Annotated in this window: 17 protein-coding genes; 8 read left to right on the top strand and 9 right to left on the bottom strand. The window is 62.0% G+C overall.

The features are described from left to right. Positions 1-73 precede the first annotated feature (73 nt). A complete protein-coding gene (locus tag LB559_RS30010) occupies positions 74-1,570 on the top strand; it encodes an aldehyde dehydrogenase family protein (protein WP_224675659.1) in 1,497 nt (498 codons plus the stop codon). Positions 1,571-1,670: 100 nt separating this feature from the next. Here LB559_RS30010 and LB559_RS30005 read toward each other — a convergent pair whose 3' ends face one another. The 9 genes from LB559_RS30005 to LB559_RS29965 form a co-directional block, all read right to left on the bottom strand. Continuing rightward, entirely contained in the window at positions 1,671-2,567 is an 897-nt protein-coding gene (locus LB559_RS30005) for a LysR family transcriptional regulator (protein WP_013533142.1), read from the bottom strand. Between the two features lie 124 nt (positions 2,568-2,691). Beyond that, entirely contained in the window at positions 2,692-4,191 is a 1,500-nt protein-coding gene (locus LB559_RS30000; protein WP_224675658.1) for a sugar ABC transporter ATP-binding protein, read from the bottom strand. A gap of 3 nt (positions 4,192-4,194) precedes the next feature. Continuing rightward, positions 4,195-5,289: a hypothetical protein gene (locus LB559_RS29995; protein WP_027163981.1), complete on the bottom strand. Its 1,095-nt coding sequence runs from the start codon at positions 5,287-5,289 to the stop codon at positions 4,195-4,197. Then, entirely contained in the window at positions 5,286-7,403 is a 2,118-nt protein-coding gene (locus tag LB559_RS29990) for an ABC transporter permease (RefSeq protein ID WP_224675657.1), read from the bottom strand. Before LB559_RS29990 ends, LB559_RS29995 begins: the two co-directional genes overlap by 4 nt. Before the next feature lie 12 nt (positions 7,404-7,415). Beyond that, on the bottom strand, positions 7,416-8,432 hold the full coding sequence (locus tag LB559_RS29985) for a sugar ABC transporter substrate-binding protein (protein ID WP_127370934.1): 1,017 nt from the start codon (positions 8,430-8,432) through the stop codon (positions 7,416-7,418). 33 nt (positions 8,433-8,465) lie between these two features. Beyond that, positions 8,466-9,419 carry an ABC transporter permease gene (locus tag LB559_RS29980; protein ID WP_032809776.1) on the bottom strand — a complete coding sequence of 318 codons (954 nt, stop codon included), beginning with the start codon at positions 9,417-9,419 and terminating at the stop codon, positions 8,466-8,468. 393 nt (positions 9,420-9,812) lie between these two features. Further along, positions 9,813-10,637 carry an alpha/beta hydrolase gene (locus LB559_RS29975; protein ID WP_224675656.1) on the bottom strand — a complete coding sequence of 275 codons (825 nt, stop codon included), beginning with the start codon at positions 10,635-10,637 and terminating at the stop codon, positions 9,813-9,815. Positions 10,638-10,647: 10 nt separating this feature from the next. Then, a complete protein-coding gene (locus LB559_RS29970) occupies positions 10,648-12,129 on the bottom strand; it encodes an NAD-dependent succinate-semialdehyde dehydrogenase (protein ID WP_013533135.1) in 1,482 nt (493 codons plus the stop codon). A gap of 16 nt (positions 12,130-12,145) precedes the next feature. Beyond that, the gene (locus LB559_RS29965; RefSeq protein ID WP_013533134.1) at positions 12,146-13,372 is read right to left on the bottom strand and encodes an iron-containing alcohol dehydrogenase; all 1,227 of its coding nucleotides are present in this window, start codon (positions 13,370-13,372) and stop codon (positions 12,146-12,148) included. Positions 13,373-13,548: 176 nt separating this feature from the next. On the opposite strand from LB559_RS29965, the gene LB559_RS29960 reads away from it, so the two are divergent. The 7 genes from LB559_RS29960 (at position 13,549) to nadE (ending at position 23,521) form a co-directional block, all read left to right on the top strand. Beyond that, entirely contained in the window at positions 13,549-14,250 is a 702-nt protein-coding gene (locus LB559_RS29960) for a GntR family transcriptional regulator (protein WP_013533133.1), read from the top strand. Between the two features lie 11 nt (positions 14,251-14,261). Further along, positions 14,262-15,854: a sugar ABC transporter ATP-binding protein gene (locus tag LB559_RS29955; RefSeq protein ID WP_224675655.1), complete on the top strand. Its 1,593-nt coding sequence runs from the start codon at positions 14,262-14,264 to the stop codon at positions 15,852-15,854. Beyond that, a complete protein-coding gene (locus tag LB559_RS29950; RefSeq protein ID WP_127365748.1) occupies positions 15,842-16,840 on the top strand; it encodes an ABC transporter permease in 999 nt (332 codons plus the stop codon). Before LB559_RS29955 ends, LB559_RS29950 begins: the two co-directional genes overlap by 13 nt. A 54-nt stretch (positions 16,841-16,894) precedes the next feature. Next, positions 16,895-17,845 (top strand): substrate-binding domain-containing protein, encoded by a 951-nt coding sequence (locus tag LB559_RS29945; protein WP_013533130.1) that lies wholly within the window; start codon positions 16,895-16,897, stop codon positions 17,843-17,845. Positions 17,846-17,917: 72 nt separating this feature from the next. Further along, positions 17,918-18,511: a DJ-1/PfpI family protein gene (locus LB559_RS29940; protein ID WP_013533129.1), complete on the top strand. Its 594-nt coding sequence runs from the start codon at positions 17,918-17,920 to the stop codon at positions 18,509-18,511. A gap of 1,435 nt (positions 18,512-19,946) precedes the next feature. Further along, complete coding sequence (locus LB559_RS29935; RefSeq protein ID WP_082826410.1) at positions 19,947-22,541, top strand: non-ribosomal peptide synthetase; 2,595 nt, start codon at positions 19,947-19,949, stop codon at positions 22,539-22,541. Next, positions 22,538-23,521 (top strand): NAD(+) synthase, encoded by a 984-nt coding sequence (nadE, locus tag LB559_RS29930; protein WP_263499181.1) that lies wholly within the window; start codon positions 22,538-22,540, stop codon positions 23,519-23,521. Before LB559_RS29935 ends, nadE begins: the two co-directional genes overlap by 4 nt. Positions 23,522-23,524 lie beyond the last annotated feature (3 nt).

The raw sequence follows: 23,524 nt of genomic DNA, 5'->3' as shown, positions 1-23,524 counted from the left end.
CCTTTTAGCTTTCCTTGTTTGAGGTCAACCGGCGTGGGAGTCATAGTCGCCACGGAATTGTGAGGAGGAAGAGATGACGCTGAATTTCGACCCGCGGGCGAAGGCCACGGCGCTCTACCATGGCGAATTCCGGCCGATGTTCGTCGGCGGCAAGTGGGTTCCGGCACAATCCGGCCAGGAGATGCAGGCGCTCAACCCGGCGACTGGCGAAGTGTTGGCCACCGTGCCGCGTGGCTCGGCGGCCGACATCGATGCGGCGGTGGCCGCTGCGCGCACGGCCTTCGAAGGGCCGTGGTCAAAATTCTCGCCCTACGAGCGGCAGTGCGTGCTTCTGCGCATCGCCGATCTCTTCGAGACCCATTGGGAAGAACTCAGCGTTTCCGACACTCTCGACATGGGACTGCCGATCACGCGCACGCTCGCCAACCGGCGGCGCGTCATCGGCATGCTGCGCTTCTATGCGGGCATGGCGACCGCGCTGCATGGCGAATCCATAGACAATTCGATCCCCGGCGAGATCGTCTCGTTCACAAGGCGCGAGCCGGTAGGCGTTGTCGGCGCGATCATCCCCTGGAACGCTCCGACCGCAGCGTCGATCTGGAAGATCGCGCCGGCGCTCGCCACCGGCTGCACCATCGTGCTGAAGCCCTCGGAGGATGCTTCGTTGACGCCGCTGCTGATCGCCAGGCTGATGCAGGAGGCCGGCGTTCCCGACGGCGTCGTCAACGTCGTCACCGGCACCGGGACAGAGGCCGGGGCGCGGCTCGCTGAACATCCCGACGTCAACAAGATCGTCTTCACCGGCTCGACGCTGACCGGCCAGGCCATCGCGCGGGCGGGCGTGACCAACCTCAAGCGCGTTTCCCTGGAGCTCGGCGGCAAATCGCCGATCATCGTCTGCCGCGATGCCGACATCGACAAGGCGGTTCCGGTCGCCGCGATGGCTGTGTTCGTGCATTCGGGCCAGATCTGCATCGCCGGTTCGCGGCTTTTCGTGGCCCGCGAAATCCATGACGAATTCGTGCGCCGGGTCGCCGAGTTTGCCGCCAGGCTTCGCATCGGCCATGGCATCGAGGCGGAAACCGAAATCGGCCCGCTCATCAATGCCAGGCAGGCCGGCAAGGTGGTGGGCTATATCAAGGCCGGCCGCGACGAAGGCGCGGAACTGATGGCGGGCGGCTCGCGACTGACCGGCGGCCCCTACGACGGCGGCAATTTCATCGCGCCGACTGTCTTCGGTGCGGTGTCGGACAAGATGACCATCGCGCGTGAAGAGATCTTTGGTCCGGTGATTTCGGCGATGCCGTTCGACACGCTCGACGAAGCCGTGGCGCGGGCCAATGCGACGCCCTATGGCCTGGCGGCCGGCATTTTCACCAGTCATCTTGGCACCGCCCACAAGCTCGCCCGCCGCATCAAGGCCGGCTCGGTATGGGTCAACATGTACCACGCCATCGACCCGGCGGTGCCGTTCGGCGGGATGAAGATGTCCGGCTACGGCCGCGAGGGCGGCATCGAACATCTGCATGAATATCTGGAGACCAAGTCGATCTGGATCCAGACCGACTGAGGGTGCGCTGATATTCAGGAGAGGCCGGGCTGCCAATGGCGGCGTTCCCAACGCACCATTCTCGGCGCTCGTGCAAGGTGCCTGTCCGAAGGCGCGACGCTCAGTTTGCCAGTTCGCGCAAATTGGTTCGGATGAGGTTCATCAGCTGTTCGGAGAAGGAGTGGTGCACATAGCCCCGCGCGGTGATGATGCCGACCGAGCGGTGGGCGTCGCGATGGTCGATCGGCACCACCCGCATACGCTCGTCATTGCGCGAAATGGCGATGCCGGGCACCACGCAGACGCCAAGTCCCGAACACACCAGCGCCACCGCCGTCTGTGCGCTTTCGACCTCGTATTGCGGCTTGAACTCGATGCCTTCCGCCGCCGTCAGCCGATCGACAAGGCCGCGCACGGCGGTCTTGCGGCTGAGCAGGATGAGCGGATAGCGCAGCAGGTCCGAGAGTAGCAGCTTCTTTTCGCCACCGTATATTTCCGTGGGGATGCAGGCCATCAGCGGATCGTCGAGGATGGACTCGAACTGGAAGTCCGTCAGGTTTGGCAGTTCGGGGCCGATGTAGAACTCGACCTCCTGCTGTTGCAAAAGGCCAAGCGCGGCCTGCGGCGGGCTCTCGATGACCTCGACGATGCTGCGTGGATAGCGCAACTTGAATGTCGCCAGGATATCGCCCAGCCGGCTTGCCGCGAGCGTCGGGGCGCAGGCGATCTGCACTTTGCCCTTGCGCCGAGCGGCGACCTCCGTCAGGCGGTCGAGGCTGGTCTGCACCTGTGACATCACGTTGGCGATCTCCTCGAACAGGATCTGGCCTTCCGGCGTCAGGCTGGCACGCTGTGCGGTGCGGATGAACAGCGAGATGCCGATCTGCTCCTCAAGGTCGCGAATCTGCATCGAGACCGCCGATGGCGAACGGTTGCTCTCCTCGGCAGCACGTCGGAAGCTGCCGTTTTCGGCGGCAAGCAGGAACGTCTGCAGAAGTTTGAGGTTGACGCTGGGCATATCCGCTCGGGCAGGGTGATCTGACCCCTGACCTATTCAGACGCGGAACCGATTGCAAGGCAATAGGGCAGGCCAGACATTGGTCCTGGCTTGGCCGGCAAAAGTGTCTCTCTTGTCGAGCCGCTCAATGAACCGCGGCGAACATGACGCGTTCCTCGGTGGCCTCCGAAAGCATCATCTCCTCGACCACGCGGCCGCGCTTGACCACCAGAATGCGATCCGAAACGGCGAGAATTTCAGGCAGGTAGGACGAGATGACAACGACGGCCATGCCTTGCTCGGCGAGATCGCTGATGAGCTGGTGGATCTCGACGATGGCGCCGACGTCGACCCCGCGTGTCGGCTCGTCGAAGATCACCAGCCTCGGCTTCTGAATCAGCGATTTGGCGATCACAACCTTTTGCTGGTTACCGCCGGAGAGCTCGATCATCCGGGCTCGGTCGCTGGTCTGCCGCAGGCTCAGACGTTCGCCCCATTCGCGGGCAAGTTGCCTGGCTCGCGCCAGCGACACCATGGAGACGGGATTGGCGCCCTCGGTCAGTTCACCCATTTGCAGGTTCTCGCCCGCGGTCATGGTTTCGAAGAAACCGTCGACCTTGCGATCCTCGGTGACATAGACGATGCCGTCGCGCACCGCAGGCCTGGGCACCCGATAGCGCACCGACTTGCCGAGCAGGCGGATCTCGCCGCCGTGAAAGATGTTGCGCTTCAACAGTCCGGCGACGACCTTGGCCATTTCGGTGCGGCCGGCGCCGACAAGGCCGAACATGCCGGTGACCTGGCCTGAAAACACCGAGAAGGAAGAGTTGCGCACCAGACCGGCGCAGGACAGATTCTCGACCGAAAGCACCTTGTCGCCATAGGGGCGCGCCGTGCGCTTGACCTCGCCATGCAGCGTTTCGGTGAGCGTGCGGCCGACCATGGCCTGCACGATCGAGGCGCGGGTGAAACCCTTGGCCTCGCCGGACGCGACGATCTCGCCATCGCGCATGACCGTGATGCGGTTGGCGACGGCAAGCGCCTCTTCCAGCGCATGGGTGATGAAGATGACGGCGATGCCCTCCTTCACCAGCCGCTGCAAAAGTTTGAAGAAGTGGCTCTTCTCTTCAGGCGTCAGCGTCGCGGTCGGCTCGTCGAAGATGATGACGCGGGCCTTGTGGTGGACGGCGCGCGCGATCTCCACCATCTGCTTGTGCGCCGCGCCCAGCGTGCTGACCTGCGCGGACGGGTCGACCTGGAAGCCCATGCCGGCGAGGAACTGCCGCGCCTGAATGTAGAGGCCGCGCAACCGGTTGAACATCTTCTCTTCGCCGAGATAGAGATTCTGCGCTACGGTCATGGCCGGCACCAGGTTGGTTTCCTGGAACACCATGGCGATTCCGGCGCGCAGCGCTTCGGCGGGCGTGGCGAAGGACAGATCCTTGCCGTCGAAGGTCATCTTGCCCTCGGTCAGCTTGAAGACACCGGCCATGACCTTGGTCAGCGTCGACTTGCCGGCGCCGTTTTCCCCGAGCAGCGCGTGGATTTCGCCTTTGCGCAGGTCGAAATTGACATTCTTGAAGGCCGGAATGCGCGCGAATGCCTTGGCGGCATCCCTGAGTTCAATGATGTTGGCGTCCGACATCGCTTAGCCTCGCTTGCCGCTGGCGGCGCTCGCCACGCGTACGATCCTCGATCCGCCGCGCGAGGCGACCAGCAGATCATCGCCCAGCTCGCAGGCGCTCAGCGTCCCGTGCACCTTGCCGTCTGCGCGCGAATGGAAACTCGACAGCGGCTTCATGTTCTGGTCGCAAAGAACCACCAGCCCGTAGGACCTTGTCACCGCGTATGGCTTCAGCACGTTCATCTGCTTCAACTGGCTGCCTTGCATGGGCTCGCGATAGTCGCGCCATGAGCCGAGCGACGGCGCCATCCAGTAGGCCTCCGGGACTTCCGCCAGCATGCGGGTGCGGTAGGTCTCCTCGCGCAGGATGAACTCCACCAGTTGGTTGCGCACGGAATAGAAGGTCAGCCAATAGCCGGCGTTGAAGGCCGGGGCGATGCGGGCGGGGTAGGCCGGCAGATGCTCCAGCACGGGCAGCGTCGCCGTGGTGGCAAGGTCGATCGCCAGCACGCGGTGGCGCCAGGCCTCCGAAACGTAGATGCGGTTGGAGCCGGTGGTGGCGATGCCGGCCGGCCAGGCCAAGCCGTCCCTGACAAGCTCCAGCCGGCCGTTTTTTAGATCGAGCCGCCAGACCGAACCGGACACGCTCTTCTGCATCAGGTCGCGACGCCAACCGCTCGCCGGCACTGAGGCCGAACCGTTGGCCACCAGCAAGGTGTTGCTGTCGAGGAAGGTGAGAGCGGTGATGCAGGAAAGGCGCCGAGCCTCCTCACCCGTCGCCTCGCGCCCGTCATGCAGGCCGCCGTGGACGACGACGCCCTTGCCGTCGATGGCCATCGCGGTCATGCCGCGGGCATGGGCGAGTGCGGTGATCTCGCCCGGAAATTCCTGCAAGGTTTCGGCATGGCCGTCGGCGCTAAAGCGCATCAGCCGGTTGGCGCTGCTTGCCAGAATGCCCTTTTCGGTGCGTACGAGATTGTCGGCCTCGGCGAGGCCGGCGAACGGCTCGGCTTCCTCCAGTCCTTGGTTGGGCAGCAACGGCCCGTCGAGCGTCGGCACGGTCACTGCCCACTCGCCACGGCCGAGAAAGCGGTCAAAAAGCTGGCTCAAACCGCTCATGGCTTTTTGCCCCAGTAGGAATCCGAGCTGAACCAGTCGGGATCGACGCCTTTCAAGGGCAAGGTGCCCATGCGGTTGTTGAAGATGCCGCAGAGATAGAGGATGCCCTTGTGCTCGCGCATCGAGGTGATCATCGGATGCTTCTCGCCGGCCTGGTCCCACAGGCTTTCGAGGATCTGGCCGTTCTCGTCGAAGCGCAGCACGCAGCCGGTGTTGAGATTGGGCATCAGCCACGCGTCTTCCGATACGCGCCGCGCCATGCGACGGCGGAAGCTCGGTATTTCAAGCGAGAGATCCAAGGCCGGCGTGCGCATGCCCATCAGGGCCAGCCAGTAGGTACCGTCGGAGGCGCGGTTGATGTTGTCGGGATAGCCGGGCAAGCCCTCGATGACGCGCTCGACCTGGCCCTTCTTCGGGCCATCGAAATAATAGCGGCTGATGCGGCAGGCCCAGCTTTCGGCGAACAGCACCGACTGGCCGTCGAAGGCCGTGCAAATGCCGTTGGGGAAGACGAGGTTCGACAGCAGTGTGCGTGTCGAACCGGATTTGGGATCATGGACGATGATGCGTCCGTTGCCGCGGCTTTCCAGCGCGTCGGCATACCAGTCATGCATTTCGAAGCGCACGGTGGCTTCCGAAAAGACGATGCGGCCGTCCGGAAGAATGTCGCAGTCGTCGGCGAGCTTCATGGTCGAGTCGTCGACCACCGAGGTCAGTGAGCGGTTGGTTTCGGCGGTCAGCAGCTTTACGTCGCCGGCCGGCGAGACCTGATAGAGGCCCATGCCGGCGACGCAGATGACGAGATTGTCGTCGCGGTCGAAAGCCATGCCGAGCGGCGAGCCGCCAATATGTGCGAACACTTCGCTATCGGTATAATGGGGCGGCTGGAAGCGCAGGATCTCGCCCTGGCGGCTGCCGGTGTAGAGACGGTCCTGCCGGTCGAAGATCACATCCTCCGCGCCGTCGAGAACGCCGAGGCCGATGACGCCGACGTCCTTCAACCGGTCATTCACCGCCATTGGCGCGCCGGGCGCGGTCGAGATCGCCTGCGGCATCTTGGCGAAGGTTGGCGAGATGTAGACGCTGCGCAGGATCTTGTGGCGGTTCTTCACCCAGCGAACGTCGAGAAGCACCGACAAAAGCAGCACGATGCCGAGGATCAGGAAATTGACCGGGCCGGGCACGGCCAGCGCAAGCAGACTGTTCGACAGGACAAGCACGAAGACGGTGCCCATCAGCGCCTTGGCGACCGAGCCGCGCCCGCCGCCTAGCGAGATGCCGCCGAGCACGGTCGCGGTCAACACCTGCAGTTCGAGACCGGTGCCGATGTCGGAAGCGGCACTGCCGATGCGGGCCGAGAAGAAGAAGCCGGAGAGCGCCACCAGTACCGAGCACAAGACATAGGCGCTGAACAAGATGAAGCGCACATTGATGCCGGCATTGTAGGCAGAGCGGCGCGCGCCGCCGACCGCGAACAGCCGCCAGCCATAGCGGGCGCGCGACATCACGAGATGGATGATCAGCGCGATGACGACGAAGACCACAAAGGACGTCGGCACGCCCCAGATCGTACCGAAACCAAGAAAATCATAGGCCGGCGAATCCGGACCGCTGGTGACGATCCGGGTCGAGACCTGGGGAAAGACGATGTCGAAGGTCGAGCGGTAGATGATGAGCGTCACCAGCGTGGTGAGAAACGCCCGCATGCGCAGGAAGCCAACCAGGAAGCCGTTGATGGCGCCGCAAACGACGCCGAGGCCCAGGCACGCCAACAGGCCGGTACCAAAGCTCCACTGCTCGACATTCATCCCATAGAGCGTGACCAGCACGGCGAGCGCGAAGGTCGACCCGACAGACAGATCGATGCCGCCTGACACCATGACGATGGTCATGCCGAGCACCACAAGGCCAAGCTCGGCGGTCTGGCCGCTGAGATTGGTCAGCGTCGCCAGATCGAAGAAGCCCGGCACGATCGAGCCGAAGATCGCGCACAAAATGACCAGCGCCATGAAGGGAATGACGCTGTCGATCCACTTCTTGGTCAGGATCTCCCCGATCACGTGGTCGGGGAGCAGGCGGTAGCGCCAGCGCACAAGGCTTTCAGCCATGCTCATCAAGGAAGTCCGTTACTTGAGCTCGTCCAGCTTCCAGCAATTCCTGCCGGTCGCATTGGCCTTGTCGACGCGGGTGATCGGACCGAAGAAGATGGTCTTCTCGCTGCCCGCCTGCCGGCCGGACTGCTGCAGCAGCTCGGAAATCTGTTGTGCTGCGATCTCGGCCTGGATCGGGGCATTAAAGTTGAAGATCACGTCGAGCAGCCCGTTCTTGATGCTCTCGCAGCCCGTGGCGCTGCCCGCGCCATTGGTGACGATCGTCACCTGGTCCTGCTTGCCGGCGGCCACAACGGCGGCACCGGCGCCGACCTCGGCATTATCCCAGATGCCCATGATGCCGCACAGGTCCGGATGCTGCTGGAGGACCGTCTCGGTGATCTGGCGGGCCTTTTCGCTCATGTAATCGGCCGGCTGGTCGGAGACGAGCTGCAGCTCGGGATTGGCCTTCAGCACCTCGTCGATGCCGGTGCGCATGTAGATGTTGGCGGCACCCGTCTGGACGCCAGCGAGCCAGACCACCTTGTGCGAGACGGCATTGGGCCCGGTGCAGTGCTTGGCCAGTTCGCCCATTTCGAGACGGCCCATTTCGATCCAGTCGTTGCCGACATAACTGTCCGTCTGGGTGGCCGACTGCATGTTGACTTGCAGCACCTTGATGCCGGCCGCCTGCGCCTGTTTCAACAGGCGTGCGTAGGTCTGGACGTCGGGGTTCTGCACGATGATCAGGTCCGGCTTCTCGGCGATGGCGCCCTGCATGGCGCGAATGCCGGCATTGGTGTCGCCGGAGGGATCGCGCACTTCGAGGCTGAAGCCGTAGCGTGCCGCGTGACGTTGCCACACCACCACCCATGCCTGGTTGAGGTCCATGCCCTGCGAGATTGGCACGAAGATGACCTTCTTGCCCTTGAGCGCCTCGAGATAGGTGGAGCGGCCGACCTGATCGGTTTCCTGCGCCGTGGCGATTTTCGCCGCGCCCAGCAGCGCGAGCGCTGTCATGCCCGCGAGCAGGCAGTTCTTGAACAACTTCATGGTATCCTCCCAGATTTATATCTCGGTTCTTGTTCAGATGTCGCCGCTTTGCGAGGTCTGCTCGTCGCGCGGATTGATGATGGCGTCGATCGCCAGCGCGCCCAGCAGGATCACGCTCTTGATCAGGTTCTGGCTGGTGTAGCTGAAGTTCAGGATCGTCATGCCGTTGGTCAGGATGCCGACCAGGATGGTGCCGACGATGACGTTGCGTACGCCGCCCTGGCCACCGGAGAGGCCGATGCCGCCCAGCACGACCACCAGCAGCACGTCATAGATCAGGCTGGAATTGTACAGGCGCGTGTCGATGCCGGTGACCAGCCCCAGCATGATGATGCCGGCGATATAGGCAATGAGGGCGCTGATGACATATTGCGTCACGATGATCGGGCGCGTCGGCAGCCCGGTCGTGCGGGCCGCGTTCGGGTTGTCGCCAGTAGCATAGACCAGCCGGCCGAAGCGGGTCTTCCTCAGGAAAAAGCCCATGAGCGCGGCCACCGCCGCGAAGATGATCACCGACATCGGGATGCCGAGGATGGTTCCGTTGCCGACGAATTTCAGCCAGCCGATATCGGAGGGGGCATAGAGCACGTCGGACGCAAAGACGATGCGGCCAGAGCCGTAGACCGAGGACGCGATGGCAAGGGTGGCGAAGATCGGCGGAATTTCGGCCACCGCCACCATGACGCCGGTGAACAGGCCGATGGCCGCGACCAAGATGGCCCCGAAGACGACGGCCAGCGTGAAGTCGACGCCCCAGGTGGAGATCCAAATACTGAAGGCGACGCCGACGACCATCACCGCCACCATGGTCAGGTCGATGCCGCGCCCAACGACGATGAGCCCCATGCCGACGGCCAGCGTGCCCAGGATCGAGACATTCTTGAGAATGGCAAGGATGTTGCCTTGGCTCAGGAAATTGTTGAGCGTCGCCGAGAACACCAGGAAGAGGACGGCCGAGATCGCGCCGACGACGAGTTCCTGGGACATTTTGATGCCCAAGCGCGCGGTGTCGGATTTGCCCGAACCAGCCAAGTCTGTTCCTCCCTCGCTGCCGGTTTGAACCAGCGGCGTGCCAAAGCGGCCTTGCCCCGGGGGCTTTGCCGCGACGACGTTCCTCCACAGCCTAAGCCGGCTGCTTGCGGAAAGACCATCGCGGCTCAGGGCGGCAGGGGCAATTTCGATTTTCTGATGCGCTGTGCAGTTCGTCAGTGTGGAAAAAGAGGATGAGGAATCGTCGGTTGTGTGCTCTGCCGGATTTCACCTGTCGCAAAGCTCAGCCCGATGCCGGCAGCGTGCCGCGATCCCCATGACGGTACTTTCTTGAGTGACGGGAGCGTCAAGTAAGGCACAAGCGGGCCCTGCTCTCCCTGGGTTTCCGTCCTACAGGCCGTTTCCATCGATCATCGCCATCAGGCAATCGCCAGCTTGTGTGCCGCTGATGCCCAGATCACGCACGCTGTTCATGTGGTTTCGGTCATTCAGGCGGAGATCGCTGACAGGGTGCCCCTGCGCGCGCAAGCGCTTTCCGAAGTCGGCGGCCTGCTGGTGAAAAGGTGACGTTTCCTGATCTCCGACGAGAATGGTCGCTGCCGTCTCCGGGTCATGCCACCGCGTCATTGGGGTGAAGGCAGCTGCCTCCTCATCGGTGATGCCGATTAACGGCTGGAGGAAGGAGGTCTGAAGGGGCTTCAGGTCGTAAAGGCCGCCTAGCAGCAGCGCCGCACGTATGCGCGACGGCATTGGCGCCTTTTCGAACAGGAATGTGGCCAGGTGCGCACCCGCCGAATGACCACTTACGCTTAGCCGGGCAGGGTCGCCGCCATGGGCGGCTATATTGTCCAGCACCCATTGTTTGGCACGCCGGATCTGGTCGACGATTGCCGCCATCCTGAATTCGGGCATCAGCGCATAATCGACGATGACCGCGATCGCCCCAGCTTTGGTGACTGTGTTCGCTACATAAGAATAGTCGCTTCTGGAGAACATGCGCCAGTAGCCACCATGGATGAAGATGTGCACGGGAAGATCCCTGCGCACGCCGGGCGGAAAGAACAGGTCCAACCTTTCGGCCTCGCCCTCGCCATAGGCGATACCCACCGACATCGGCAGGGTCGCCCGGGTTTCGGCGCTGCGAGTCACTATGTCGGTCACGATATCGTCAAAATCGGCCACATGGTCGCGCGTGCGGAAAGGGTCCTTTGACATGACTGCCGGTTCAGAAGGTGACGGCAATATATTTAGCCTCCATGAACTCGGCGATGCCGTGGTGCTGGCCGCCTTCGCGGCCAAGGCCGCTCTGCTTGACGCCTCCGAATGGTGCGGCCGGATCCGACATCAGTCCCCGGTTGAGGCCGATCATGCCGGCCTCGATCCCCGACGCCACCCGCATGCCGCGCCCAACATCGCGTGTGTATATATAAGCGGCCAGGCCATATTCCGTGTTGTTGGCATGCGCGATGGCCTGGGCCTCGGTGTCGAAGCGTGTGATAGGTGCCACCGGGCCGAAAATCTCCTCGTGCGCCATCTCCGCATCGGGCGGCACATCGGACAGCACTGTGGGCGGATAGAAGAATCCTTCTTCCTCCGAAATCGCCCCGCCGCAAAGCACCTTGGCTCCCCGGCCCACCGCGTCCTTGACCAGGCGGTCGATCTTGTCGACAGCCTTTCTGGTGATCATCGGCCCGCACTCGGTGTCGGCATTCGGGCCCGCCCCCACCTTAAGTGCCGCCATGCGCTTGCGGAGCCCGTCGGCAAAAGCATCATAGATTCCCGATTGCACATAGAGGCGATTGGCGGCGGTGCAGGCTTCGCCGGCGTTGCGCATCTTGGCGATCATCGCGCCATCGAGGGCGGCGTCGAGATCGGCATCGTCGAAGACGACGAACGGGGCATTGCCGCCGAGTTCCATCGAACACGAAATGACATGCTTTGAAGCCTCGCCGAGCAAGGTTCGGCCGACACCCGTCGATCCCGTGAAGGACAGCTTCCTGACCCGCGGATCGGCAAGCATGGCCGAAGTCAGCGGCCCAGGACTGGTCGTGGTCAGCACGTTGACGACGCCGGCAGGCACGCCGGCTTCGCTGTAGAGTGCCGCCAGCGCATAGGCCGTCAGCGGTGTTTCGCTGGCCGGCTTTAGGACGACAGTGCAGCCTGCCGCCAGCGCCGGCGCGATCTTGCGGGTCGCCATCGCGGCCGGAAAATTCCACGGTGTGATCAGCACGCAAATTCCGATCGGCTCATAATCGACCACGATCCGGTTGGTGCCGGATGGCGCGGTGCCGAATTCACCGGTGATCCGGACCGCCTCTTCGGCATTCCAGCGGAAGAACTCGGCGGCATAAGCCACTTCGCCGCGCGCGTCGCGCAGCGCCTTGCCGTTCTCCAGCGAGATCAGCATGGCGAGCGTTTCGGAGCGTTCGACCATCAGTTCGAAACAGCGCCTGAGGATTTCCGAGCGTTTGCGCGGCGCAGTTTCCCGCCATCTCCTAGCTGCTTTGGCCGCCGCCTCGACGGCGGCGGTGGCGTCCTCGACCGTCGCATCGGGAACCGCCGCGATCACCGCCCCGGAGGAGGGATCGACGACATCGATGAGCCGACCGTCGGAGGACGACCGCCAAGTGCCGTCGATGTAGAGTCCGTGCGAAAAACCGCGCACGTCATAGCCATCCTGGTCGAGTTGCTGAGCGTTCAAATTCATCGCTTTGTTCCGTTTCTCACATAACGCAGGCGGCGAGGTCGCCGTCATGGGCGGCCTGGACGAGGCGTCGCATCGTGCCGAGATCGAACGCACGCGGATTGTTCTTGATCAGGCGGTCGATGCCGAGCGCTTGCTCTGCGGTCCAGTCAAGCTTATCGGCAGGGAGGCCCAGATCCGCCAATGTTGGCGTAATACCGATCGCCGCGAACAATCGCCTGATCTCCTCGATCGTGGCGGCTGCCATCTCGTCGGCGGTTCGCGCCTTGGCCTCCAAGCCAAGTGCCGCGCCGATCTCTGCCATCTCGTGAGCGGCGACGCGGCTGTTATAGGTCATCACGTAAGGCATCATTGTGGCCACGCCCAAACCATGGGCGGTGTGGGTGAGGGCGCCTGCCGGGTATTGCACGGCATGCGCCGCCGCCGTGCCGGCGGTGCCGAACGCGCAGCCCGCCGCCAGAGCGCCCATCATGACATCGGCACGCGCGTCGGCATCCGTGCCGTCGCTGCAGGCTTTCTCCAGACTCCGGCCAAGCAGCTTTATCGCGAGCAACGCGAAATGGTCTGTCAGCGCAGTCTTGCCGATGAAGACATGCTGTTGCGGGAGATTGGGGTCTTCACCGCGCCGCATGGCGGTGAAGGCCTCAATCGCATGGGTCAAAGCGTCGGCGCCGGCGATCGCGGTCAGGCCAGGCGGACAGGTCATTGTCAGCTCGGGATCGCACAGAGCGACCGCGGCGATAAGGTGAGGGCTCGATATGCCGACCTTGAGCGTCCGGTCCGGGTCGGAAATCACCGCGACCGGCGTCACCTCGGAGCCGGTGCCGGCCGTGGTGGGTACGGCGATCAGCGGCAGTGTCTGACCCGGCACCTTGAACTCCCCGTAATAGTCCTGGAGCTTGCCGCCATGGCTGAGCAGCAGGGTGGCGCATTTGGCGAAATCGAGACAGCTGCCGCCGCCGATGCCGATCACCATATCCGGCCCGAACCCCTTCGCTTCCTCGACGCAGACGCCGACCGTATCGCGTGGCACGTCGGGCAGAACACGATCATGCACCAGGACCTCGATCGAGGCTGACTGAAGGGACTTGATGATGTCGGCGAATACCGTTGTGCCCGCGAAACGCTCGTCGGTGCAGACCAGCGCGCGTCGGCCGAACCGGGCGGCGACCGTCGGCAGCACATGGCGTTGCCCCTTCCCGAACAGGATTTCACGCGGCAACCGCAGGGCGGCGAAGAGGGTCATGATTGGTCCTTTGACGGCTGCTGACTGGAAACGGAGGCATTGAACTCGGTCTGGATCGGACGGTTTAAGAGTGTGTCTCTCGCACTTAAGAGATATCCGCTTTAAAATCGTATAGGATATAGGATTGCATCCGCGGAACCATCGTGTTAGCAGTCCTCACTGTCAAGAGGCAAAATATGCAGACCGCAAACTTACCCGACCCAAGCGACGCCAGCATTGGAGCTGGTCGCATCCAGCGCGCCAACAGTCTCGTCGAAGATGTCTATGAAGCCATCTTCGCGCAGTTGATGGCGCTGAAGATCCCCCCCGGCTCGCGCATCACAGTCGACAGCTTGGTCAAGGAATTCAACGTCTCGCACACGCCGATCCGGGAAGCCCTCGGACGGCTCGAAGGCGAAGGCCTGGTGCTCAAGACGCATCTGATTGGTTATCGTGCCGCGCCCCAGATCACCCGGCGCCGTTTCGACGAATTATACGAGATGCGTCTGCTGCTCGAGCCGCATGGCGCCGCAAAGGCCGCCGCAACGATGGACGACGCCAAGCTCGATCTGTTGCTCGAAGCTGCCGGCGTGATGTCACGCCGCGAAGGCAAGGATGATCGCGTGCGCTATTCGAATTTCGCCAGGCAGGATGCGATCTTCCACGACAAGATCATGGAGTTTTCTCAAAACGAACTCATCCGCGAGACGTTGAGCCACCAGCACACGCACTTCCACATCTTCCGCCTGATGTTCCATGCACGCGTGACCGAGGAGGCGCTTGACGAACACGAGGCGATCCTTGCCGCGTTCGGCTCGGCCGATCCCGATGCCGCCGAAAAGGCGATGCGCATCCATATCGAGCACTCGCGCGATCGCCTGCTCCCGGCATTCGATTGAGGTCGGAACGGATGTCCATTGCCGCGAATATCGCCGGGGAGGGCGGGAGCACGTTGTCCAGCGATGCGCCTGGTTCGCTTGAACCGGTGCTGCGCGCCCAGGAATTGTCCAAGCAATACGGCCCAGTGACGGTGTTGTCGGACGTCACCCTGGACGTCCTGCCGGGAGAGATCCACGCCATCATTGGCGAGAACGGTGCCGGCAAGTCGACGTTGATGCGGCTGCTGTCCGGCTATGTCGAGCCAAGCCACGGCACGTTGTCGATGAACGGACACGCGGTGAAATTTGCCAAGCCTGCCCAAGCACAGGATGCCGGTATCGCTTTGGTTCATCAGGAGATACTGCTCGCCGAGGGGCTCACGGTCACCGACAATCTGTTTCTCGGGCGAGAGCTTTCGCGTGGCCATGTCGTGGATGACCGCAGCATGCGCCGGCTGGCAGCCGAGAAACTGGCGCAGATCGGCTGCGCGGTCTCGCCAAGGGCACTGGTGCGCGACGTTTCGCTGGCAGACCGGCAGATGGTGCAGATCGCTCGCGCCCTGCTTGACGACCACAAGGTGGTTATCTTCGACGAGCCGACCGCCGTTCTGACCGGTGGCGAGGTCGAGCGCCTGCTGGAGATCGTCCTGCAACTGAAGGCTCATGGCACCGCCGTGCTCTATATCAGCCACCGGTTGGATGAGGTGCAGCGGGTCGCCGACAAAGTGACCGTTCTGCGCGACGGCAAGATGGTCGGCACCTATCCCGGCAAGACGCTGAGCCAGATGGATATGGCGCGGCTGATGGTCGGGCGCGAACTGGCAGCGCTCTATCCTGAGAGAACCGCAGCGCTTTCGGATGTACCGATGCTGAGCGTGAGGAACGCCTCCGTTCCCGGCTATGTGGAGGACGTGTCGTTCACGGTCCACAAGGGCGAGATCCTGGGGTTCGCCGGTATGGTCGGCGCAGGCCGAACCGAACTCTTCGAGGGCATTATCGGCTTGCGCCCGGCAGTTGCCAAGATCGAACTTGAGGGCAAGTCGGTCCATTTCCAATCGCCGCGCGCGGCGATCGACGCCGGCGTCGGTTACCTGACCGAGGATCGCAAGGGCAAGGGACTGCTGCTGCAAGAGCACTTGGCGCCTAACCTGACGCTATCGGCGCTCGATGTGTTCCATCCCGGCCTCTCGATGGGTCGGCGCCGCGAAGCGCAAGCCCTGGAACAGGCCGTGGAGACATATGACATCAGGCTGAAGAGCCTCGGCGCCAAAGCGGCCCAGCTTTCCGGGGGCAATCAGCAGAAGCTGCTGCTGGCGAAGGTGCTGCTGACCGATCCTTCGGTGGTCATTATCGACGAGCCCACGCGTGGCATCGACATCGCCAACAAGGCGCAGATCTATGCCTTCATCCAGGAGCTTGTGGCCAAGGGCAAGGCCTGCATCGTCATCTCTTCGGAGATGCAGGAACTGATCGGCATCTGCGACCGCATCCTGGTGATGCGCGAAGGCCGCATCAGCGGCGAGGTCAGTGGCGCCGAAATGACCGAAAGCAATGTGGCGGTACTGGCGACCAGTGGCCCCAAGCAAGGGCCAAAAGCCAAGGGAGGCACAAAATGGCTGTCATGAGCGAATCCGCACCCAGGCGTCGCCCCCTCGATCTCAACATCAGTTGGACCGATATCGGGCCTTTTCTTGCGCTGGCAGCTCTGCTGGTGGTCGGTTACCTCATCAACCCCGATTTCCTGTCCGCCACCAACCTCGCCAACGTCATCACCCGCAGCGCCTTCATCGCTATTATCGCGGTCGGCGCGACATTTGTGATCTCGTCGGGGGGGCTCGATCTTTCCGTCGGCTCGATGGCCGCCTTCATCACCGGCATCACCATCATGTTCATGAATGCGGTGGCGCCGCATGCCGGCATCTGGGCTATTCCCGCCGGTATGGCGGTTGCGATCCTGGTCGGCCTGCTGTGCGGGCTTGCCAACGGGCTCATCGTCACGGTCGGCAGGATCGAACCGTTTATCGCCACGCTGGGCACGATGGGGATTTTCCGGGCGCTGATAACCTATCTGACCGATGGCGGCACGATACCGATCGACAGGTCGTTGCGCGAGGCCTACCGGCCTGTCTATTTCGGCACGGTCGGCGGGATCCCGGTTCCAATCCTCATATCCATCGCAGTCGCCGCGGTCGCATCCTTCATCCTTTACAAGATGAAATATGGGCGCAAATGTGCGGCGGTCGGCGCCAATGAGGATGTCGCCCGTTATTCCGGCATCTCGGTGATCAGGACACGGACCGTGGCCTATATCGTCCAGGGTGTCTGTGTGGCGATTGCCGCGATCTGCTACGTGCCGCGCCTGGGCGCCGCAACGCCGACAACCGGACAGCTTTGGGAACTGCAGGTCATCACTGCCGTGGTGATTGGCGGCACCGCATTGCGCGGCGGCAAGGGCCATGTGTGGGGGACAGTCGCCGGCGCCGTCATCCTGGAACTCATCGCCAATCTCATGGTGCTCTCGGACTTCGTCTCCGAATACCTCGTTGCCGCTGTTCAGGGCGTCATCATCATCATCGCCATGCTCATCCAGCGGTTTTCGAATTCGAAATAGCGCCGCGTCCGGACCACGCGGATTAACGTTCTTGTAGGTCCAAGGGAGAAGACAATGTTCAGTAGAAAATGGATTGCGGCAGCGACACTTGGCGCGCTGCTGCTGGCCGGCCAGGCCATGGCGCAAGACAAGAAGGTCATCGCGGTGTCGATACCGGCCGCTGACCACGGTTGGACAGCGGGCATCGTCTACCACGCACAAGCGGCGGCCAAGGAAATCAACGCCGCGTTCCCGAACGTCGAAGTGGTCGTGAAGACGTCGCCGTCCGCGGCGGAGCAGGTCAGCGCGCTTGAGGACCTGTCGGCCAGCCGCAAGCTGGATGCTCTGGTGATCCTGCCTTACAGCTCGGAAGAGCTGACCCAGCCGGTCAAGGCTATCAAGGACATGGGCACGTTCATCACCGTCGTCGATCGCGGTCTGACTGACGCCTCCGTCCAGGATCTCTACCTCGCCGGCGACAATATCGCGGTTGGCACCAACACCGCCAAGTTCATGATCGACAAGCTTGGCGGCAAGGGCGACGTCGTTGTGTTGCGCGGCATTCCGACCGTCATCGACGACGAGCGCATCAAGGGCTTCCAGGACACGATCAAAGGCACTGATCTGAAAGTCCTCGACATCCAGTACGCGCATTGGAACAGCGACGAAGCCTTCAAGCTGATGCAGGACTATCTGGCCAAGTACCCGCATATCGATGCGGTGTGGGCCAATGACGACGACATGCTGCTTGGCGTGCTCGAGGCGGTCAAGCAGTCGGGGCGGACCGACATCAAGCTTGCGCTCGGTGGCAACGGCATGAAGGACATCGTCAAGAAAGTGATCGACGGCGACGCCATGACGCCGGTCGAGACGCCATACCCGCCGTCGATGATCAAGACCGCGATCTACATGACAGTCGCCAACCTGATCGGCCAGGCACCCGTCCGTGGCACCGTCAAGCTCGACGCGCCGTTGATCACCCAGGCCAACGCCAAGGAATATTACTTTCCGGATTCGCCATTCTGACCCTATCCGATTTCACAGAAAGGCAGGCGCAGTCTGCGCCTTGCCTAGCTCAAAACACTGAGAGGAAGAACCATGCCAGGCAAAAAGATACTGATGCTGACCGGTGAGTTCACCGAAGAATACGAAATCTTTGTCTATCAGCAAGCGATGGAAGCCGTCGGTCACACCATCCACGTGGTATGCCCGGACAAGAACGCCGGAGATCTGATCAAGACCTCGCTGCACGACTTCGAGGGCGACCAGACCTACACCGAAAAGCTCGGCCATTATGCGCTGATCAACAAGACTTTCTCGGAAGCCGAGAGGCAGCTCGATCAGTATCATGCCGTCTACTGCGCGGGCGGCCGCGGCCCGGAATACATCCGCACCGACAAGCGCGTGCAGGCGATCGTGCGCCATTTCCACGAGGCCAAGAAGCCAATCTTCACCATCTGCCACGGCGTGCAGATCCTGATCGCTGTCGACGGCGTGGTGCGCGGCAAAAAGGTCGCGGCACTCGGCGCCTGCGAGCCGGAGGTGACACTGGCGGGTGGCACCTATATCGACCTGTCGCCGACCGAGGCCTATGTGGACGGGACAATGGTTTCGGCCAAAGGTTGGACGGCGCTTGCTGCGTTCATCCGCGAATGTCTGAAGGTGCTGGGAACGGAAATCCGCCACGCATAAGCTTCAGGAACCGACGCATTCGCCAAGGGATGCGTCGGTTCCCTTCAACAGCGCTTCCATATCCATCAATTCGGTCGGGATCGCGGCTCCCGAGCTACGATATAGGCGAGACACTTAAGTATTGCCGCCTGTTGCGCCGCTTTTCGTCCTGCCTGTTCCACTGGTGCTGTTCGACAGGGTTGGCGCGCGGCGTTGTTTCAGCATCCGGATAGGCCGTGTCGTCGACCGTGCGGCCCCGTCGTCCCCCCGAGGCCACCTCGCTCCGGGCTTGCTCATTCGGATTGCAAGCTGCTGACATCAGTCAACGCCTGCAACGGCGCTACGCCACCGGAAATCGGGGTGCGCTTGAGTTCAGGCCCGCGTCAGTAAATCTGGCATCGCGGACAATCCAATAATCTCCCGGCGTCCGGGGCTGGTCATCGGCCTGACGAAAAGAACGGCGTCCAGGAACGATTTCGGCCGGCTGTCGTTGCCTGACATTAGGTATCCCTTATGGACTTTGCGAAATGCCGCTGTGTCAGAATCTATGCCCTCTTGAAATGACGTTCAAATGTCCGCGCTGCGGATTGGCTTTGCTGAAACCCGGGCGCTGGTTCCAGGTTGCGTCCAAATATCGCTGCGAGGGCTGTCACAGCGAAATCCGGATTACGTATCCCGACAAGATTGCACTTTTCCAGAAGTATGCGGATTCGCAGGGCGAGGTCCATCTCCCCCAAAGCATAGCTCAGTCCTGACCAGTCGTTCAGCGGCTAGGCCACGGTCCTGCAGGAGGGCAGGCGATCTGAAGGCTGACTTCCGGCGGTAGGGTTGCCTGTAGCATGGAACGAAATCCGTTCCCTGCGGTTGGAGTTGTCCAGCTACACGCGATTGAACCGGCCTTGCCCCACAGTCAGGAGCAGTGATGCAAACATACCTGGTGGAACAAATGGAGGGGGATGACGTGGTCGCGGCGAGTAACGTCAATGCGTCCAGCCCGTTCACGGCGGCGACTATGTCAACGGGACGCCAGGTTACCCTGCGGACTTGGGAAAACAATTGGGTTCGTGTAACGGATGAGCTTGGAGGGGAAGTGTTCGCATACTGCTTCGTTTCAAGCACTGGCAAAGCGGATAGCAGCGCGCAGCCCGACACCTCTGTAAGGTAAGGTAGTCCCGCAGCCCGGGCGGGCGCAGGCTGGCCTCTTCATCTTCGAATAATTCAAGCGATTAAGACCGTCTCACGCATCATCCGAATGATTGATGAAAAGATCATGCCGCGGAGCGATAAGCGGCAACAATCCTAGCGTGGGGCCCTTATGTCTCTGGCGCATTTAGAATCTTCGAGGGCGATTCAAACGGTGCAGGCTGACTACCAAGCGGTGGTCCCTTGCCGATGGCTAAAAGCTCCCGATCATGCTCTTGACCATGGCGGGCCTGTTCTACGTCTGCATCAACGGATGGGAACTGGCTTCGCCGACGTTCCTGTCTTTGATCACCTGAGGGAGATCGCCGGGCGTTATTCCGAAAAATTAGCCGCCAGCGACGGCACCAATCGACTGACCTATTCCGAGCTTTTTCGGGCGGTCGAGGCATTGGCCGGCTGGATTGAAGCCGTCGTTCCCGACGGAAATGCGGTTGGAATACTTCAGGCCAACTCGGTCTGGTACACCGTTGCGATGCTGGCCAGCATGGCATCCGGTCGGCCGTCAGTGCCGCTTAACGTGCGAGATCCGGACTCGCGCATCAACGAAATCGTCGCCGACGCGAGGCTCTCCGCCATAATTGGCGACAAAGGCCTCCACGGCCTTGATCTGCCCCAGCACGTTGCCTGGATCGATATGGCGCAATCATTGCAGGCAACGCCCCATCCAGCCGCACACCGTGTGGTTTCTGTCGATGCACCGGCAATCGTGCTTTATACCTCCGGCAGCACGGGCCGCCCCAAGGGGATTGTCAACAGCCAGCGGAACTTGCTGTGCCGAGTGCAGCAATATGTCGATGCGTGCCACATCAATGCACAGGATGTATTCCTGCCTCTGACCGGCCCGGCAACCATCGCCGGCTGTCGGGAAATTCTTGCCGCTCTTCTCACGGGTGCCACGTTGCAGCTTGTGGAGGTTGAAGCCGTCGGCCTGCGCGCGGTTCGCGGCCGCATGCAATCCGAAGGCGTGACGATCACCTATCTGGTGCCGGCATTGCTTCGCGCTCTCTTGGCGGATGAACCCGCGGACGCCTTTGGTTCGCTCAGAGTTGCCCGAATTGGAGGCGAGAAGGTATCTTCGGCCGACATCCGCCTCGTGCGCAAGGCTGTCCCGCCAAATTGCCTGGTGCAGATCGGCTATTCATCGACGGAAACGACGGGATCGCAGTGGTTCTTGCCGCACGATTGGCCGGAATTCGATTCTTCGGCTCCCGTCGGCTGGCTGCTTCCGGGAATCAGCTTCGCAGTGGTCGATGAAGAGGGTTACCCGGTTCAGCCCGGCAAGATCGGAGAACTGTTGATCAGAAGCCCGTATGTCGCGCTTGGACATTGGGAAAACGGGGCCGTTGTTCCGTTTGAAGTAGACCCCGACGACCAGACGCTTCGCATCTTTGCGACGGGCGATCTTGTGCAAATCGGGAGTGACGGCCTGCTGCGGATCATAGGCCGCAAAGGGCGCCAGATAAAGGTCAATGGGCGGCGCGTTGAGCCGGCCGAACTCGAACGGGTTCTGCGTGGCGCGCCGTCGGTGAAGGATGCCGTGGTTATCGTCACCCCGGCGAATGAACTGGTTGCATTCGCCGTACCGCACAGCGGAGCGGGAGCCAGTTTTTGCGACGAGCTGCGCCAACTTGCCAGGACAAAATTGCCGCCGGCGCTTTGCCCGTTGCGACTCCATGCAAGCGCCGAGATACCGCGACTGCCCAGCGGAAAGATCGATATGACAACGCTGGCTGCAATTGACCTTTCGGTTCGGGAAACCACGCCCCCACCGCAAATACCCCATGCGGGACATGAAGTTCCTGCTCATCAGATCGTACGGCGTGCCTGGACCAAGGTCCTCAAGACGCGGGTCGCCCTGGGCTGTTGGGACGAAGCGGGGGGAGATTCGCTGAAGCTGCTGCACTGCGTCATGGAAATCGAAAGCGCGATCGGGCAGGAGCTCGGATTGGAAGCCTTCACGGTTGGAATGAGCTTCGATGAGATGGTTGCAGCGGTCATTTCTGCTCAAGGAGGCGGCGAGCACGCGCCCGCTTGGAAACACGAGCCTCCGCTGCTTTTCCTTTTCCCCGGCTCGGTCGGCTATGGTCCGAGCCTTGCTTCGTTCGCATCGGCAATAAGCAAGGTCGCCAGGGTGTCTCCCATCAGATATCCGGCCCTGGGCATGATCCTGCAAGGTCAGAACACCGTCGCCGCAATGGTCGAAGCTGCAATCGATCATATCAACCGCGTGCAGCCGACCGGCTGTGTTCGCCTGCTTGGTCACTCGCTCGGAGGAGCGGTTGCTTTTGAGGTTGCCGCGCGTCTGCTTGATCAAGGGCGAGCGGTAGCGTTCACGGGCATTCTGGATACCAGCCTGGTTGGCGAACGCAGCAAGCGTTGGGAGACGATTACCCGGACATTTCACCGGATCCGAACCAATCGTATATCGGCTAGTCGAGTGGCATGCCGCGCGCTTGCCAAGGTCGCGGTCAAAATGCACTGCGAATCCCGGCTTGCCAGCTTCCTCGATCGCTATGCCGAGGGTCAGTTCAACCCGACGAGCTTCAGAACCAAACTGGAACTGCAGGAAGTTCTGCGCGCGCGCGCCTTCTTCCAGTGGCTCACAGAACCCAGGCCGATACTGCCGATCACCGGCACCTTGTTCCGTTGCGCGCGGCCCGGAATGCCGCTTGCACTTGGGTGGGATCGGGCATTCGTCCATCTGGACGTCATTCCGATCGCCGGCACTCACATCGACATGGTCGTGGAGCCTCATCTGACCATCAATCGCCCGCTCATCGAAAACGCTGTGACTGAGACCTACTCTTCAATCGAGTCACAGAAACGGGAGGCAGTGTCATCGACCTGATCGGGGAATTCAGCAGCGATGTGCTGGCGCTCGATGCCCGGCTGGAGATCGATCGCATCGTTGAGACCTTGCGCGAACAGGTTCTCGGCACACAACGGCGCCGCGGAGTGGTTGTCGGGCTCTCCGGAGGCATCGACAGTTCGGTCGTCGCAACGGTCTGCGCACGCGCGTTCGGCAGGGACAAGGTACTGGGCCTGTTCATGCCGGAGCGCGATTCATCCGGCGACTCGTTGAGGCTTGGCCGCAGCGTCGCCGGGCAGCTTGGCATCGACACAATCCTTGAAGATATCCAGCCGGCGCTCGAGGGCATCGGTGCCTACGCCCGACAGATGGAGGCCATCCGAACTGCCGTCCCTGGATATGGCGAAGGCTGGAAATGCAAGCTGGTCATGGCATCGGTGCTGGAGAGCAGCGGCCTTAATATCACGCGCCTCACCGTCGAGGATCCGGACGGAAAGATCGACACCGTGCGTCTTTCGCCGGCGGCTTACCTGCAGATCGTCGCTGCAACCAACTACAAGCAGCGGGTTCGCAAGATGACTGAATACTATCATGCGGACCGCCTCAACTATGCAGTGGCAGGCACGCCAAACCGGCTCGAATATGACCAAGGCTTCTTCGTCAAGCAGGGCGACGGCGTCGCCGACGTGATGCCGATCGTCCATCTCTACAAGACCCAGGTTTATCAGCTGGCGGAATATCTCGGGATTGACGAGGAGGTCCGAACGAGGCCGCCGACCACGGACACGTTTTCCATGGCGCAAACCCAGGAGGAGTTCTACTTCGCCTTGCCCTATCAGCTGATGGATTTGTGCCTCTACGGCATGAATCACGGAATTTCGGCCGGCGTGGTTGCCGCCGCCGCCGGCCTGACGACCGAGCAGGTCGAGAAGGTCTATAAGGATATCGTCAGCAAACGCCGCGCCGCCCGCTACCTTCACGCACGGCCGCAGCTGTCCGCTGCGATGGACAGGGATTGACCC

Origin of the sequence: Mesorhizobium sp. BR1-1-3 (assembly GCF_020165455.1) — a bacterium.
Lineage (GTDB): Bacteria > Pseudomonadota > Alphaproteobacteria > Rhizobiales > Rhizobiaceae > Mesorhizobium > Mesorhizobium ciceri.
The sequence above is the reverse complement of the archived record's forward strand: the minus strand, read 5'-3'. Positions and strand labels throughout refer to the sequence as shown.

Bases quoted from the DNA above. Each gene is read 5' to 3' on its own strand.
- LB559_RS29995 (WP_027163981.1), bottom strand. From the start codon at position 5,289: ATGAGCGGTTTGAGCCAGCTTTTTGACCGCTTTCTCGGCCGTGGCGAG.
- LB559_RS29985 (WP_127370934.1), bottom strand. From the start codon at position 8,432: ATGAAGTTGTTCAAGAACTGCCTGCTCGCGGGCATGACAGCGCTCGCG.
- LB559_RS29960 (WP_013533133.1), top strand. From the start codon at position 13,549: ATGCAGACCGCAAACTTACCCGACCCAAGCGACGCCAGCATTGGAGCT.
- LB559_RS29965 (WP_013533134.1), bottom strand. From the start codon at position 13,372: ATGACCCTCTTCGCCGCCCTGCGGTTGCCGCGTGAAATCCTGTTCGGG.
- LB559_RS30000 (WP_224675658.1), bottom strand. From the start codon at position 4,191: ATGTCGGACGCCAACATCATTGAACTCAGGGATGCCGCCAAGGCATTC.
- LB559_RS30010 (WP_224675659.1), top strand. From the start codon at position 74: ATGACGCTGAATTTCGACCCGCGGGCGAAGGCCACGGCGCTCTACCAT.
- LB559_RS29975 (WP_224675656.1), bottom strand. From the start codon at position 10,637: ATGTCAAAGGACCCTTTCCGCACGCGCGACCATGTGGCCGATTTTGAC.
- LB559_RS29950 (WP_127365748.1), top strand. From the start codon at position 15,842: ATGGCTGTCATGAGCGAATCCGCACCCAGGCGTCGCCCCCTCGATCTC.
- LB559_RS29970 (WP_013533135.1), bottom strand. From the start codon at position 12,129: ATGAATTTGAACGCTCAGCAACTCGACCAGGATGGCTATGACGTGCGC.
- LB559_RS29990 (WP_224675657.1), bottom strand. From the start codon at position 7,403: ATGAGCATGGCTGAAAGCCTTGTGCGCTGGCGCTACCGCCTGCTCCCC.
- LB559_RS29955 (WP_224675655.1), top strand. From the start codon at position 14,262: ATGTCCATTGCCGCGAATATCGCCGGGGAGGGCGGGAGCACGTTGTCC.
- LB559_RS29935 (WP_082826410.1), top strand. From the start codon at position 19,947: ATGGGAACTGGCTTCGCCGACGTTCCTGTCTTTGATCACCTGAGGGAG.
- LB559_RS30005 (WP_013533142.1), bottom strand. From the start codon at position 2,567: ATGCCCAGCGTCAACCTCAAACTTCTGCAGACGTTCCTGCTTGCCGCC.
- LB559_RS29945 (WP_013533130.1), top strand. From the start codon at position 16,895: ATGTTCAGTAGAAAATGGATTGCGGCAGCGACACTTGGCGCGCTGCTG.
- LB559_RS29980 (WP_032809776.1), bottom strand. From the start codon at position 9,419: ATGTCCCAGGAACTCGTCGTCGGCGCGATCTCGGCCGTCCTCTTCCTG.
- LB559_RS29940 (WP_013533129.1), top strand. From the start codon at position 17,918: ATGCCAGGCAAAAAGATACTGATGCTGACCGGTGAGTTCACCGAAGAA.